The following is a 15,892-nucleotide window of genomic DNA, read 5'->3' on the forward strand; positions in this document are numbered from 1 at the left end:
CAGAATTCTCTGTGAGCCCGATTTTCCAATTCGATTCCTCATGACTTTTTCGATATTTTTTCAGTGACTTCTACAAAATAAAAGAAACCAGAGATTCCGTAGGTCCGCTCCCTTTCAGGTGAACCCGCGAAATCTCTGGTTTCTCTAAAATTTTTTGAATTTAATTTTTATGACGACTTAGATCTCAGAATCATCTTCTGTATCATTTTCAGATGAAACTTTCTCCTCGAAATCCTTCTCCTTATCGTCCTGAACCGCTTCGTCTGCATCCTCATCGTCTGCTACGATTTCATCCTCTGATTCTTTTTCGGAATCCTCAGACTTTTCAGCCTGATCGCTATCGGAAGACTCCTCAGAATCATCCTCAACCTCATCTGCCACCTCGTCAGTTACCAAATCCGCATCAGCAATCTGATCATCTTCCGCGACCTCATCTTCGTCCGTCTCAACAACATCCTTTAATTTCTCGGAATCTGACTTATCAGACTTGCTCTCCTGTGCCTCATCTGTAACTTCATCAGTTGCCTCGTCAGCCACATCGATCACATCGCTTTCAAGTGCATTCTCATCTTCCGCACTCACAAAGCTGAATACAACCGTGAGAGCTCCTCCCTCTGAGTCATACTCTGTATATTCCGGGAACTGAATTTGCATGTAAAATGCACGGACACTTCCGATCGTGCTCTCAAGGATATCATCATCCTCATTGTAAACCGTAACGGTGAGCTTATCGAGGTTTCCCTTGTAAGTCTCCGGCAGTTCTACACCACTCTTTCTTACATATCCGCCACCATTTTTAAGATCTTCCTCGGAAATCGTGACTTCCGCAAGATCCTCTCCATCTACGGAGAATACCACTCTTGCCGGTGTCTGGTTGATCTCCTCCGGCTCAAGCGGATCGCCGGTTGCTGAGAATACAATCATGATGTAACCGCCATACTCCGGATCGTAATCCTTGTAATCCGGAAGTTCAATGCGAAGATTGTTTGATCTCGGAACAACATTGATGTTCAACAAGTCACCGCCCTTGTTAAATACCTCAGCAGTAAACTCTTTCCAGGTATCCTTATAATCCGAAGAAATCACTTCATTTCTCAGAATCAGATAACCCTGTCTCTCAACAAAGGCATCTTTATCAACCTCAATCTCTTTTACCACTCTGTCGCCACTGTACAGAACAATCTTTGCCGGGATCTGTGCATCCGCGTCAACTTCTTTCTCTGCGACCTCAATCTCAAAGCTCTCTTTGATCGTCTCGCCGTTGATCACAACCGAGATCGTGATCGTCTTTGTTCCAATATCATCTGCGGTAAACTCATATCCATTGTTCAGACTGGAAGTGAAACCATTCTTCTGAAGTTCGCTCCAGGAAGACAGCGTCTTCTCATTTCCCTTCTCTGTCTTGACAACGGCACTCACTCCGCTCAGATCCAGCTCCTCGCCTACCACATAGGAGGTCTTCGCAGAATCCACATCAATGCTTGCGCTGACAATTGCAGAGTTGTCTGCAACCATCTGAACAACGAGCTTATACAGGCTGTATTTCCAACCACCAGTATACTCTGCGCCTGCATTCACTGCATCAAGTTCCATTCTCCACTCACTCGATACCGAATCAAATACACCGGAAACAATCTTCTCGTCGCCATCATAGAGATCTACCGACTCGATTGTCTTTTCAGAGCTCAACTTGTAACGGAAATTATTCTGATCCAGCTCGATATCCTGCGTGCTCTGGTCAGCGTAAGTTACCTGCATGCGGGTCGGATAGCGGTAGACAAGAGTCTTTTTCGCATAAACGTATGCCGGAATTGCAATCAGACCATCCTCATTCTGGAACTTAATCTCGATTGTCTGTCCGTTCTGCGGAATCTTGCTTCCATTTTCCGGATTCGTCGTAATTCCATAGTCCTCAAACTCATCAAAGTTCACAAGTTTTGTGCTTCCATCCTTCAGATGTACTTTCAGGACAGAATCGCTCAGATCCAGAGTCGTGGTAGCGGACTCTGCCTTCGGGCGCGTCTCAAATTCCATGTAGTTGATGTTCTGCTCAACACCATCTTTCTGATACTTTGCAGAACGCTCAAGCGCATTCTCGAGTGCACTCATCTGGCTCTTTGCGGTCTGTGTTGCTCCGCTGATTGCATCGTAACCGGAACCGCTTCGATCCGTCAACTGCTGTCTCAAATCGCTGACATCGCTGAGTCCAACTGCAAAATCGAGAATCTTCGTTCCTCTGCGATATACAGCATCTTCTTTATAAAGCACGGACTCTACGGATTCAATCTTGCCGTCCTTAACAACTGCCTTGATCGTATCCGGACCGTTCTTCTCGTAGTAGAAGCTCTCGGTCGCCGTTCCATACCAAACACCATCTGCAAGCGTATTCTCCAGTGCGCTTCCAGAACCAACTTCCGCCTCAATCGTTGGATAACCGTCTGCCTCGAGCTTGAGCTTGTAGGTTCCCTCTGCGCCATTCTTAAACACCTTGATCGTCTTGCCTTTTCTCTGGTATTCCAGATCAAAGTTGATCGAACCATCCTCAAGAATCAACTGCTCAACCGGAATCCCCTTCATCTGTGCTCCATCCACATAGACCGCCGTGATTGCCTTTCTGTACTCATCAACCGTCACTCCGCTGTTTCCGGAAATCACAAGGCGATTGTTCCAGAACTTCACGTCCTCTGCCTGAAGCGCACTGTTCACTGCAAAGGTTGCCTGAACACTCTGGTAGCCCTTGTTTCCTGCCTCTCCATCGCGAATCGTTACGGTATAACCACCCGGCGTCACCATGCCTGCCTTCAGAGTCAGAACACCGTCTGCATAGCGATAAGCATCTGCATCAAGTTCCTTGCTTCCAACCATCACGCCGTCAATCTGCGGATCATAATCAGACGGAAGATTCAGCTTGATCGAAACGCTCATATCGGCATCTGCCTGATAGGAAACGCTCTCCGCCTCGATACCCTGACCATCATCGAGAAGTTTCGGGCAGTACAGATTTACCGGAATCTCCACAGCCTGATAATCGCTGAGCAGATAAACAATGCTCTCGATCGTCTGACCTTCCAATGTAGAATAACGCTCATAGCTGATCTTATTGCCGTGGGATACCACTCCATCTTTCACTGCAAGTGCAAGCTCATTTGCATCCTTCCAGATATTCTCCAAATGTGCAAGACCATAAATGTCTGCCATCCGGTTGCCCGTCTTCACGAGAACTCCGAGCACGTTGGTAGTACCCTTGATCTCAGACGGCAGGTTCTCCACCTCAATCTGGTAATGACCATAACGGCTCTTATCACTCAGCGTTGCGGTGATTCCATCCGTGTTAAGCTCCGGTGCCTCTGCGCTGTACTGCATCTCGGAAAGCATGCCATCGTAGTACATCGTCTTGTAAGACGTCGGCTCCTTTGCGGTCAGCTCACGACCACCACTCGTCATGCTGTTCAAAATGCTGAACGTATTTCCCTGACTGCTCACACCCACCTCAGAGAGAATTCTTGCTCTCACAAAGAGGTCTGCGCTGATTCCGACATTTGTCTGAACACCGTTGATCTTGTATCCATTGTCTGTCTCCTCCCCGTAGGAAGCCTCTGTATACAGACCGTACTTTGCGGTTGTCGCAGAACTGATCGCATCGTATCCGCCGTTACGCATCACGGTGTTGTACATATGCTCGCTTGTGCTGATATCCTCGGAGGAAGTCCACGGTCCCGTGTAACCGGTTTTCTCTCCTGCATAGAACTCTGCATACGGCACATCTGCAAGACCGTAAATCGTTCCCGTCAGCTTCTGGTCATCCTCTACATAGTAGTAAGCCTTTCCGCTGTAATTTGCACGAATGGTCTTTGCCTTCTTCGTGACATCCTCACCATTTACAATCAGCGTAGGCGTCTCAAGCGGTACATAGGTTGCATAGTAGTAGGTATGCTCCACTCCGTCCACAACAAACTTCATTACATTCATGTTCGTGTCTTCCGGCTTTTCTGGCTCCGGCAGAGCATTCTGAACGGCTTTCTTGATTGCATTGGAGGAGAGGGTTGCACCGGAAACCTTATCGACGCTTCCAACTTCGTCTCTCGTTCTTCCGATAAATCTCGAGAGAATTCCGTTGATTGCATTCTTCCAGAACGATTCGTTCATCGAATTGCCCGGATCGGTTCCATTGTCCTCTACCTTGATGATCTTGCCGGACTCGGAATCATAGGTTACTTTTACTTTTGCCTCGTATCCGAACGTCTCCACGGTTGCCGATCCCTCAACGACCGTTCCCTCCGGCTTCGGAACTTCGCTTTCGGTCAGAACAAAACTTGCAGTCAGGTCTGCATATTTGCCACTCTTGTCCTTTGCGGTCAGCTTGTAAGTTCCTGCGACTGCTTTTCCGCTCCACACAAGCTCGCCGTTTTCAACCGCAAATCCATCTGCGATGTTTCCATTCGGATCGGTGATCGTGTACTCTGCCTCATAGTCCTCCGGAATTGCATCAAGTCCGGTGATCGCCGTCTTTCCAGCCTCAACGGTCGCACCTGCAACACCAAACTCCGCATGAGCAAACTTGAACGGTACATAGAGCTCATCGTCAAGTGTGATCTCTAAAATTCCATTGCTTGTGTAGTAGGTCAGTCCGGTGATTGTCTTACCCATCATCGACTTGTAATGCTCCGGTGCAAGCGTATTTCCATGTGTCGTCGTCACAACACCTGCGGACCATGCAAGGTTTGTTCTCAGCCAAATGTTCTCAAGGTGACGCAGACCGTAGTCCTCCCCCTTATCGGTGTGAAGAACGACACCGTAAACGGTCGTGTCATTGTCGATTGCGGACGGAAGTCCGGTAAAGCTCAGCTGGTAGTCACCGTATTTGCTCTCGGTAGAAAGGGTTGCACTCACACCACTTGAAACGCTCTTCTTCTTGCCCTGAACCTCGCCGAACGAAAGACTTCCATTCTCGTCAATCGTCAACTCTTTGTAATAATCCGGAGTCTCAGAAAGAACATAGTAGGAGTAATCTGCGCTCTCAAACAATGCATCCTTGCCCTTATACTCCGTCGTGTTTGTCTGTCCGCGGTTCGTCACCGTGATGCTCACAGAATCGCTGTCCGTGATCTGCTTAAATTTGCTTAGATCTGCATTCTTTGCAACCTTAACCGGGAAGATCACACCGCTGATGTCTGTTCCATCGCTGTTTACATGGTAAGAACCACCTACAAGGCTTCCTGTTCTCGTCTTTGTCTTCGTTGCAGAGGAAACGCCATCGACCGGCGTCTCATTTCCCTCAATCTCCGCCTCGTAGAATGCCTCATACGGAATATTCATCAGCAGGTACTGGTACTCCTCCTGATCTGGGGTATCCGGCTGATCCGGAGTATCTGGTTTGTCCGGCTGTTCCGGTTTGTCTGGCTGATCCGGTTTGTCCGGCGTATCTGGCGTGCTCGGGTTGTCCGGATTACTCGGATTCTCATTTGATCCATTGTCGCCGGAATTAGAACCATTATTGCCATTATTTGAGCCATTATTGTCAGAACCGTTGTTGTCAGAGCCATTATTTGAGCCACCGTTGGAGTTTCCACCGGAACTGCTTCCACCACTGGAACTTCCACCGGAACTGCTTCCACCGCCTGAATGACTCGGATTGGCGCTGCTTCCAGAGGAAGAACTCGTCTTTGTGCTGAATCCGAGACCCGGACGATAAACTGCCTGATCTTCCTGCGTCCACTGACCATCTGCATTTGTCGGATAATCATCCGGCGTGCGCCGTCCTGCATACATTGATCCCTGAACGCCCGGCTGATCGGAAGATTCTGCGGAGAAATAGTAGCAGTATCCATCAACCCACTGCCATCCGGTCACCATATGACCCTCCGTTGCCGTTCCTGCGCCATTCTCAAAGAAATACCAGGTATTTTCTGCGGACTTGTACCATCCGGTATGCATCCGTCCCTCAATGCCTTCCTGTGCAGTCTCAAAATAGTACCAGAAACCATCAATCTTCTGCCATCCGGTCACCATTTTTCCGTCCGCCGGATTCAGATAATACCATCCACTCTCGGTCTTTACCCAACCCGTATATGCCTGATGATCGGAATTGTAAAACTTCCATCCACCATCTTCGTTTGCCCAGTTTCCTGTGACAGCCGTCTGTGCATATCCCGGAAATCCGGTCTGTACTGCAACCGCCGTCGAAAGCATCATAAATACCGCCTGCTTTTTCAGTGCTTTTTTCATGTCGCCCTCCTTTGTCTATTGTCCATCCACAGTTTGAAACGTGTCCAAATCCCATTCCCAGTCACGGTTCTCAATTGCTTATCCCTGCGTCGTGATGCAGTCAGATAACTATTAAAATAGCTTAAAACAGCCACTAAGTAGTTAGTTGTATCTAACTGCATTTGTATCTCCCATGTTAGCAATAGCAAACTCTTCTGTCAACGAATACCAATCATGCCTATTCGTCTATTTTTCTCATTAATTTTTTCATTGCTTTCTTTATCATTTTTCTCTCTTTTTTTTACTGATTTTGACTGATTTCTCGCGCTTGACAAGCCAGTTAGCCGATGTTAATATGAACCGTATGATTACAAATCGTATGACTCAAAAGCGGATATTCGCCTTCTGAAAAAGTTTGCAATTTCCCACTTATAGAAGAGGGCGACATCCACTCTGAGTGACACGCGAAAGAAACCGAGGATTAATTTTGTGAAAATCATAAGAAAAACACTTACTGCAACCTTACTCTGTACCGCCCTTCTCTCATCCGGCTGTGCAGGAGATTCCAAAAATCAGACCGCAGACTCTTCCGCGGTATCTGCTTCTGAGTCCACCGTATCCGCCTCTGAATCTGCGGATTCCAGCCAAGCAGAAAATCAGGCTGTCACAGAGAACGCTTCATCAGATTCTCAAGATTCTCAGGAATCCGACCAGTCCGTTTCAGAAAACAGCAACAATGAAGCTCCTGATCCAAAGGCAAATGAGAGCGAGAGCAGTGAACTCTACGCTATGGATACGGTAATGTCCCTGACTGCCTACGGCTCTCACGCCCGCGAGGCACTCGACTCTGCAAGTGCTGAGATTCAGCGCCTTGACAAGCTGTTCTCGATCTCGAGCGAGACCGGCGATATTTACCGTATAAACAGAGATGGAGAGGGAGATCTCTCTGAAGACACACGAAGTCTTCTCGCAAGTGCACTCGAGTACGGAAAAGACACCAACGGCATTTTTGACTGCACGATCGAGCCGGTCATGGAAGCCTGGGGATTTACCACAAAAAATTACCGCGTTCCGTCTGACTCTGAACTTGCGGAACTTCTCTCCCATGTCGATGCCTCAACTGTGACCTTATCCGGCAATCATGTCACGCTTCCTGAAGATGTCAAGCTCGACCTTGGCGGTATCGCAAAGGGCTTCACCTCCGCGCGCGTCATGGAAGTCTTCAAAAACAGCGGTGTGACTTCCGGCATCATCTCCCTCGGTGGAAATGTCCAGACACTTGGAACAAAACCGGACGGAAAGCTCTGGCGCGTCGGCATTCAGGATCCGAATGACTTAAACGCAATGTTTGCCGTCGTGGAAGTCTCCGATGAGGCAGTCATCACCTCCGGCGCTTATCAGCGTTACTTTGAAGAAAATGGAGTTCACTATCACCACATCATCGATCCACGCACCGGCTACCCGGCAGAGAGCGGACTGACTTCCGTGACGATCATCAGCCCGGACGGCACACTCGCAGATGCACTTTCAACCTCTCTCTTTATCATGGGACCGGATGATGCCTCCGCTTTCTGGCAGAATCACCGTGACAAGTTTGAAGCGATCATGATGACAGAAAACGGCGAGGTTCTTGTGACTTCCGGACTTGCAGACCGCTGTAAAGTCACAAATGGCGGAAAGGTTCGGGTGATTTCTTGAGAAAAAAGACAAACCTCCTGATCACCCTCGCCCTTGCCGTTCTCTGCATCGGACTCCTCGGCGCATGGATGATTCTTCGCCAGAAAGGTAACTCCCAGAACCTTGCGGAAATCGTTTATCAGGGTGAACTGATCCGCACGGTTGACCTCTCCTCGGTTAAGGAGACGGAAACGTTCACCGTCGGCGAACCAGGGGCGCAGAACACGATTCAGATTTCCCCGGACGGCATCGGCGTCATTGAGGCAGACTGTCGCGATCAGATCTGTGTCAAGCAGGGTATCCGCTCCCACGGACCGGAACCGATCGTCTGTCTTCCTCACAAATTGAGCATCCGTTTCAAAGACTCCACAGAATCCTCGGACGGATCGGAAGGGACTGATGACAATCAGGCACTGGATGCGGTGACCGGACGATGAGCGGGCACAGTTCGGCAACGACCCGTCTGACCCAGCTTGCGCTCCTGACAACAGTCGCCCTCATCATCTTTGTGATCGAAGCAAACATCCCGCCTCTGACCTCCGTTCCCGGAGTGAAAATGGGACTTGCCAACATCGTCACCCTCTCTGTTTTTTACCTGTATGGACGAAAAGATGCCCTGATGGTTCTTCTCACCCGCGTCGTACTCGGTGCTTTCGCAAGCGGTCAGATCATGACGCTTCCATACAGCTTAAGCGGAGGCCTTCTCTGCTTTCTGGTCTGCGCCCTGCTCTTCCCGCTGTTTCCGTTAAAACGTCTCTGGCTTCTGAGCGTGATCGGAGCAATTTTCCACAACATCGGGCAGATCGGCGTTGCCATCGCGATCACCGGAACCCCGGAAATTCTCTGGTATCTTCCGGTTCTGATGGTCTCCGGCATTATCAGCGGATTCTTTACCGGTCACTGCGCGCAGTACCTTCTCACACACATGAAAAAGCTGGGACGAGGCGGACGTTTTTAAACGTTCGCTTCTCCCAGCTTTTCTAGTATTTTACACCCCACCTAAAGATGGGACATCCACTCATTATAGAAATCTGCGCCCTGTCACAACAGCGCACTCTTTTGTCTTATTTCTCCTCATCCGCAAACAGCACGCTCTCCGCAATGCGAGCTGCATCTCGAATACAATCCGGACAGGCACGCAGAACTTTTCCGGTATCCACACCCTTGAGTTCCCGGCACTGAGTTGCCCCGTTCTGATTCTTAAATTCTTCCACGATCTGACGGGACAATTTATAGGAAGCACCCTTGCTGTTCGGCTTTTCCAGATTGCCGGTGCTGTTCTTCATTCCGGCAAGCACGCAGGCACCCGTAATTGCACCACAGGTACCTTCCATACCGCCCATTCCAAGTCCAAGAGCTTCCGTCAACTTGAACATTGTCTCCTCGTCTACTCCTACCAGATCACAGTAGGTACATGCAACTGCCTGCGCACAGTTATATCCCTTGTCATGACGACCAATCGTTTCTTCAACCCGTGTTTTCATCTTTCTCGTCTCCTTGTTTGAATCTGTTTTTATCCTATCCCAAAATTTCTTTTAAGATAGAACTCTTTGTTTCAGTATAGCGCAACTTTTGTCCTCTGTCATGTCAATCTTTTTCTGAACGCTCCGCAATCTTATTAAGTCATCCATACGACGTAAGGCGAAGAAGTCGCAGGAAAACCCGTTTTCGACGTTGGTGCTTAGGTTGCGTAGTTTGCAACCTTATGCACCGCTACGTCGAAACTCGGAGCGAGAGCGTGTTTTCATGGACTTGCTTCGCCGTCGTCGTTCAACGATCATTTTCGATTGCAGACTCCCCCTTTCACCCGCCCCATTTCCTGTGCTATAATTATGATACACATGATACAAATTAAACTTAAAATAACTTCAAAATCTAAAGTAAAATTATATTTTTAAATACATCCATGAAACAACGGTACCGCGACTTAAAACAACTGAAACAAAGGAGACCTCACTCACATGCAAACCTCAAAAAAAATACAACCTAGCGGAAGCTCCACTGGCTCCTCCTCGACACAAAAAACGACCAATCAGATCACCGAGGGTGTCATCGGGGAACAACTCCTTCTCTTCTTTTTCCCGATCCTGATGGGAACCTTTTTCCAACAGCTCTACAACACAGCCGACGCAATGATTGTCGGTCGTTTTGTCGGAAAAGAAGCCCTGTCTGCTGTCAGCGGATCTGCCGGTATGCTGACCCAGATGATCGTCGGCTTCTTCGTCGGTCTCTCCGCCGGATGTGGAGTTATCATTTCCCAGTACTACGGCGCAAAACGCCCTGAGATGGTCGGTTATGCCGTCCACACCTCAGTCGCATTCAGCCTGCTCTCCGGTGCCTTTATTATGATCATCGGAATTATCCTCGCACCGTGGATGCTTGACGCAATGAGCACACCGGAGGACATCATGGATCTCTCGATTTTATACCTGAGAATCTATTTTCTTGGCATGATTCCAAACCTGCTGTACAACACAGGCTCCTCGATCTTGCGTGCAGTTGGAGATTCCCGCCGACCGCTGTATTTCCTGATTGTCAGCTGTATGACGAATATCGTGCTTGACCTGCTCTTTGTCGTCATTCTCCGTCTTGGAGTCCGCGGAGCCGGCATCGCAACGGTCTGCTCCCAAATCCTCAGTGCCCTCCTCGTCCTCTCATGTCTGTGTCGAAGCTCAGATATGTACCGCGTCCATCTCGCCCAGATCGGCATTGACACGCGAATGCTCAAGCGAATGATCCGCATCGGTCTTCCCGCCGGACTCCAGTCCGTGATGTACGGTCTGTCAAACGTCATCATTCAGGCGGGCATCAATTCCCTCGGCACAAACACGGTTGCCGCCTGGGCTGCCTACGGAAAGATCGACTCGATTTTCTGGATGATCATCAACTCCTTCGGAATCGCAATCACAACCTTTGTCGGTCAGAATTACGGTGCCGGAAAGCGCGAGCGCATCCACCGCGGAGTGCGCGTCTGCATGGGAATGACGATCCTTTCCTCCGTTATGATCTCTGCGCTTGTGTACTTCCTTGGAATTTACGCCTACGCACTCTTCACAACCGACCAGGAGGTTATCGAGATCGGAATTTGCATGATGCGCTATCTCTCTCCGTTCTACACAACTTACGTCGCAATTGAGATCCTCTCGGGTGCTCTGCGCGGTGTCGGCGACAGTTTCATCCCTATGGTTCTGTGCGCCTTCGGAGTCTGCGTTCTGCGCGTCTTCTGGATCATTGCGATCGTTCCAATTTATCGGAACATGTACACGATCATGTTCAGCTATCCGTTGACCTGGGTGTGCACCACGATCCTGTTTTTGATTTATTATCTGGTGTTCAGCCCTCTCGGACGCAAAGAAAAACAGAGAGCACGCATTTCTTAGATATTTGTCTCAGATGCTTGCTTCAGATATTTATTTCTCAGATACTTGTTTCTCAACTACCTGCTTCTGTACATTCGGTACAGGAACGAAAAATTTGCGAAAATTGTCGGCTTTTTTCGCTTTTCATTGCATTTTCATTTTCTGCATATTATAATGAAACACAAGCGCGACACTTTTCGCGAAAATGTATCGGAAGACGAGGAGAAAATTATGGCATTCGAATTCATCAACAAACTGCCGACCCCGGCAGAAATCAAAGAACAGTTCCCGTTACCGGCGTCCTGCGTTGCCATCAAGGCACAGCGCGATGAGGAAGTTAAAAACATCATTGCAGGAAAAAGCGACAAGTTTCTTGTCATCATCGGACCGTGTTCCGCTGACAACGAGGAATCTGTGCTCGACTACACCAGCCGTCTTGTAAAAGTTCAGGAAGCAACCAAGGACAAACTGCTGATCGTTCCGCGTGTTTACACCAACAAGCCGAGAACCACCGGTGAGGGCTACAAAGGCATGCTCCATCAGCCAGACCCAGAGAAGCGCCCGAGCATGGCTGACGGTCTTCATGCAATCCGTCACCTCCATATGCGTGTCCTGAAAGAGACCGGATTCTCCACCGCAGATGAGATGCTCTACCCGGATAACGTTTCCTACCTTGACGACATCATGTCCTACATCGCCGTAGGCGCACGTTCCGTTGAGAACCAGCAGCATCGTCTCGTTTCCAGTGGATGCCATGTTCCGGTAGGAATGAAGAACCCGACCAGCGGAGACCTCTCCGTTATGCTCAACTCCGTTCAGGCAGCTCAGCACGGTCATGAGTTCATCATGCGCGACTGGGAAGTAAAGACCGACGGAAACCCGTGGACTCACACCATCCTGCGCGGTGCTGTCAACAAGCATGGTCAGTGCCTGCCGAACTACCACTATGAAGATCTGGTTCTTCTGCACAAGCTCTACATGGAGCGCAACCTGCAGAATCCGGCATGTATCGTTGATGCCAACCACTCCAACTCCAACAAGCAGTACAAGGAGCAGATCAGAATCGTCAAAGAGGTTATGCACAGCCGTCGTCACTCTGAGGATCTGGCAAACTTCGTAAAGGGCGTTATGATCGAGAGCTACATCGAGCCGGGCAACCAGAAGATTGGTGAGCACTGCTACGGAAAATCCATCACCGACCCGTGCTTAGGTTGGGATGATTCCGAGCGTCTGCTGTACGAGATCGCTGAGACCGTATAACTTTGATTATCCTCTCACGAATTCATCAAGCGAATGGGTTCAATGAATGAATAAAACAAATGAATTGAATCCATAAATTGAATGAATGAAATGAATGAATTTGTAACTCAACGAAATAAAAAATGGTCATGGGAAATACGAGATTTTCGCTCCCATGACCATTTTTTATGGAACTATTTTTTATGATTTGATTCTGAGTTCATTGTTTTTTATGACTGTGGTTCTGGTTTCACCATCCTCAATCAATCTTTTTTATCTTACTCTGAATATCCTATTTTTTAATTTTTCAACTGTTCAAGCGGGTCTTTTCCAGAGATTCCCGGCTCTGTCATCGTGAACGGATCAAGAACCGTCTTCAACTGCTCTTCATCCATGAGTCCCCTCTCAAGAATCAGCTTCTTGACCGACTGGTTCGTCCTCAGCGCCTCTTTTGCGATATTGGCTGCCGTCTCATATCCCACATACGGGCAGATCGCCGTGATGATTCCGATGCTGTTTTCCACCATCTCTTTGCAGTGCTCCCGGTTTGCCGTGATTCCCACAATACAGTTGTCCACAAGTGTTCTAACTGCGGATGTCAGTGTCTCAATCGACTGGAACAGGTTATAGAAAATGATCGGCTCAAATGCGTTCAACTCAAGCTGTCCTGCCTCCGCTGCCATCGTGATCGTCATATCATTTCCGATGATATTAAATGCAACCTGGTTTACAACCTCCGGGATAACCGGGTTGATCTTTCCCGGCATGATCGACGATCCATTCTGTCTCGCCGGCAGGTTGATTTCCCCGAATCCGGTGCGCGGACCAGACGACATCAGGCGCAGGTCATTGCACATCTTTGAAAGGTTGACCGCACAGTTTTTCACAATTCCAGACACCGATGCATAGCTGTCAAGGTTCTGGGTCGCATCAATCATATCGTAGGACTGCACGAGATCCTCTCCGGTCAGCGCCGACATATTTTTTACGACACGGCGATAATACTGCACATCCGCATTGAGTCCGGTTCCGATTGCCGTACCGCCAAGATTCAGGCAACGAATCTCTTCTTTTGCATTCTCAAACCGTCTGATGTCTCTCTTGATTGCAGATGCATACGCATGAAACTCCTGACCGAGACGGATCGGAACGGCATCCTGAAGCTGAGTTCTTCCCATCTTGATCACTGAGTCAAATTCCTTGGACTTCGCCGTCAGTGCCTCATCGAGGCGTTTGAGCTGTTCCTGCGCGTTTGTGATCAACTTGAGCGCTGCCATCTTTCCACAGGACGGAAATACATCGTTCGTCGACTGACCAAAGTTGACATGGTCGTTCGGATTGACAATCGAGTAATCGCCCTTCTTTCCGCCGAGAATCTCAATCGCTCTGTTTGCGATAACCTCATTTGCATTCATATTCAGAGAAGTTCCCGCACCGCCCTGAATCGGGTCTACGATAAACTGGTCATGCAGTTTGCCTGCAATGATCTCATCACACGCCTGCACAATCGCATTTGCGCGTTTCTTGTCCAGCTCCCCGACTTCAAAGTTTGTGATCGCTGCCGCCTTTTTGATCTGCGCCACACTGTTGATCAGCTCCGGATGCATTTTAAGTCCCGTGATCGAAAAGTTTTCGTGTGCGCGGAGCGTCTGCACGCCATAATACGCATCTTCCGGAACTTCCTTCTCTCCAATCGAATCATGTTCCAATCTATATCTAATCTGCTCGTCTTTCATCTTCTGTCTCTCCCTTATCTCTCGTCTTGTCTGTCTTCTTAGAGTTCCCTTTAAATTTTCTTTTAAATTTTCTCTTTTAATTTCTTCTTAAATTTCTTTTCCGTCTTTTCTCTATCTTTTTTCTATCGATTTGACCAGAGACTCCCATTTTATCTCTGCCCTTGACATCAGTATAAAATCTGCTTACAATATTTTCAAATACTTATAATAGGATAATTTATATAGACATTTATCTATAATATATTTGTCTATCATACATTCCTCTACAAAAGATTTGTACATCATGGATATTGGGAGATTTTTATGACTTTTCTCGGAATGCGATACGTTTACGAAGTATACAAAGAAATGAATTTTTCAAAAGCGGCACGAAACCTTTACATCAGCCAGCCCTCACTGAGCGCAGCTGTCAAAAAAGAAGAAAAACAGATCGGATTTCCGATCTTTGACCGGAGTTGCAATCCGATCCAGCTGACCGAGCTTGGTCGGGAATACATCCGCGCGGTCGAGACGATTATGGATGTGGAAAACGGATTTCAAAATTACGTCAATGACATGCAGGAATTAAAAAGCGGTTCGCTCTCAATCGGAGGTACAAATCTCTTTGCCTCCTATGTGCTTCCACCGCTTCTGTCCCGGTTTACCGAGAAATTTCCGGCGATTCACATCGATCTCGTTGAAGCATCCACCTCAGAGTTGACAGAGAAACTCTATGCTGGAACGCTCGACCTGCTGATCGACAACCAGGCCCTTGATGCTTCCGTTTATGGCAGTGAATTTTTCTGTGAGGAACATCTGCTTCTCGCTGTTCCCGCACGTTTTCCTCAAAATGAGCATGTCCGCAATTATGCCCTGACTGCCTCGGATATTCGGGAAGACCGCCATTTGAGTTCCCGGATTCCTCCGGTTCCGCTGAACACGTTTGAGGATGCCCCGTTTCTCCTTCTAAAGAGTGGAAATGACACCCGCACCCGCGCTGAAAAAATCTGCCTAAACAGCGGTCATTTCATCCCGAAAATCAAGCTGGAGACCGAACAGCAGATCACTGCCTACAACCTCTCCCGCTACGGGATGGGCGTCTCCTTCTGTGGCGATATCCTGATCCGCCATGTGCCAGAAGAAGAGTCGCTTCTCTTCTACAAACTCGACAACCAGGATGCCTCCCGCGATGTCTATTTTTATTACCGCAGAAACCGCTACCAGCCACTTGCTGTCCGCGAATTCCTGAAAATCGTCCCACAGACAGACCGGAAAATAAATCCATGATGGAGGATTGGAAAGCATCAACAAGCTAACCTGAATCATCCGCACCAAGCCGATGCTTATCCTATAATCAAATTTGCTATATAACTATATCTATCATAGACAAATGGCTATATCATACTCCTGTATGAACCATATGAGATCATAAAAAGTCTTGTTTTTATAAATAAAATCAAGATTTTCTCAAATGACTAGCAAGTTTTATAAAAAATGGAAAACAGAGAAGGTCGCAAATCTTAGCAATGATTCTCACAACGAACTGTACGAATTTCGTACATTAGACCCTTGATTTTGTTATAATGATACTATATAATAAAAATGAAAATACACAAGCAAAAACCGTTAGACGGTTGGACAATATATTCGTTTACCTTATATTTGTGATTCTATACTGAATGTTGGGGTGTGTTGAAA

Annotated in this window: 9 protein-coding genes; 6 read left to right on the forward strand and 3 right to left on the reverse strand. The window is 48.0% G+C overall.

Going from position 1 to position 15,892, the window contains the following annotated elements; translation table 11 throughout:
* Window positions 1-177 precede the first annotated feature (177 nt).
* Entirely contained in the window at window positions 178-6,225 is a 6,048-nt protein-coding gene (locus ACR0QT_RS11580; RefSeq protein WP_432630921.1) for an FMN-binding protein, read from the reverse strand.
* A gap of 468 nt (window positions 6,226-6,693) precedes the next feature.
* Between ACR0QT_RS11580 and ACR0QT_RS11585 the strand changes: the two genes are divergently transcribed.
* Genes ACR0QT_RS11585 through ACR0QT_RS11595 form a run of 3 tightly spaced genes read left to right on the forward strand, consistent with a single transcriptional unit; the run spans window position 6,694 to window position 8,839 of the window.
* Complete coding sequence (locus ACR0QT_RS11585; protein ID WP_432630922.1) at window positions 6,694-7,902, forward strand: FAD:protein FMN transferase; 1,209 nt, start codon at window positions 6,694-6,696, stop codon at window positions 7,900-7,902.
* On the forward strand, window positions 7,899-8,318 hold the full coding sequence (locus ACR0QT_RS11590; protein ID WP_432630923.1) for a NusG domain II-containing protein: 420 nt from the start codon (window positions 7,899-7,901) through the stop codon (window positions 8,316-8,318). The genes ACR0QT_RS11585 and ACR0QT_RS11590 overlap by 4 nt, the downstream gene beginning before the upstream one ends.
* Complete coding sequence (locus ACR0QT_RS11595; RefSeq protein ID WP_432630924.1) at window positions 8,315-8,839, forward strand: Gx transporter family protein; 525 nt, start codon at window positions 8,315-8,317, stop codon at window positions 8,837-8,839. Before ACR0QT_RS11590 ends, ACR0QT_RS11595 begins: the two co-directional genes overlap by 4 nt.
* Window positions 8,840-8,945: 106 nt before the next feature.
* Here ACR0QT_RS11595 and ACR0QT_RS11600 read toward each other — a convergent pair whose 3' ends face one another.
* The gene (locus ACR0QT_RS11600) at window positions 8,946-9,365 is read right to left on the reverse strand and encodes a C-GCAxxG-C-C family protein (RefSeq protein WP_432630925.1); all 420 of its coding nucleotides are present in this window, start codon (window positions 9,363-9,365) and stop codon (window positions 8,946-8,948) included.
* Window positions 9,366-9,842: 477 nt separating this feature from the next.
* Between ACR0QT_RS11600 and ACR0QT_RS11605 the strand changes: the two genes are divergently transcribed.
* Window positions 9,843-11,261, forward strand: a complete 1,419-nt coding sequence (locus ACR0QT_RS11605; RefSeq protein WP_432630926.1) for an MATE family efflux transporter — start codon at window positions 9,843-9,845, stop codon at window positions 11,259-11,261.
* Between the two features lie 210 nt (window positions 11,262-11,471).
* Window positions 11,472-12,500 (forward strand): 3-deoxy-7-phosphoheptulonate synthase, encoded by a 1,029-nt coding sequence (locus ACR0QT_RS11610; protein WP_432630927.1) that lies wholly within the window; start codon window positions 11,472-11,474, stop codon window positions 12,498-12,500.
* A gap of 278 nt (window positions 12,501-12,778) precedes the next feature.
* On the opposite strand, the gene ACR0QT_RS11615 is transcribed toward ACR0QT_RS11610, so the two are convergent.
* Window positions 12,779-14,215 (reverse strand): aspartate ammonia-lyase, encoded by a 1,437-nt coding sequence (locus ACR0QT_RS11615; RefSeq protein WP_432630928.1) that lies wholly within the window; start codon window positions 14,213-14,215, stop codon window positions 12,779-12,781.
* 318 nt (window positions 14,216-14,533) lie between these two features.
* On the opposite strand from ACR0QT_RS11615, the gene ACR0QT_RS11620 reads away from it, so the two are divergent.
* Window positions 14,534-15,481 carry a LysR family transcriptional regulator gene (locus ACR0QT_RS11620; protein ID WP_432630940.1) on the forward strand — a complete coding sequence of 316 codons (948 nt, stop codon included), beginning with the start codon at window positions 14,534-14,536 and terminating at the stop codon, window positions 15,479-15,481.
* Window positions 15,482-15,892: the final 411 nt, after the last annotated feature.

Origin of the sequence: Brotaphodocola sp. (assembly GCF_050873365.1) — a bacterium.
Classification (GTDB): Bacteria; Bacillota; Clostridia; order Lachnospirales; family Lachnospiraceae; genus Brotaphodocola.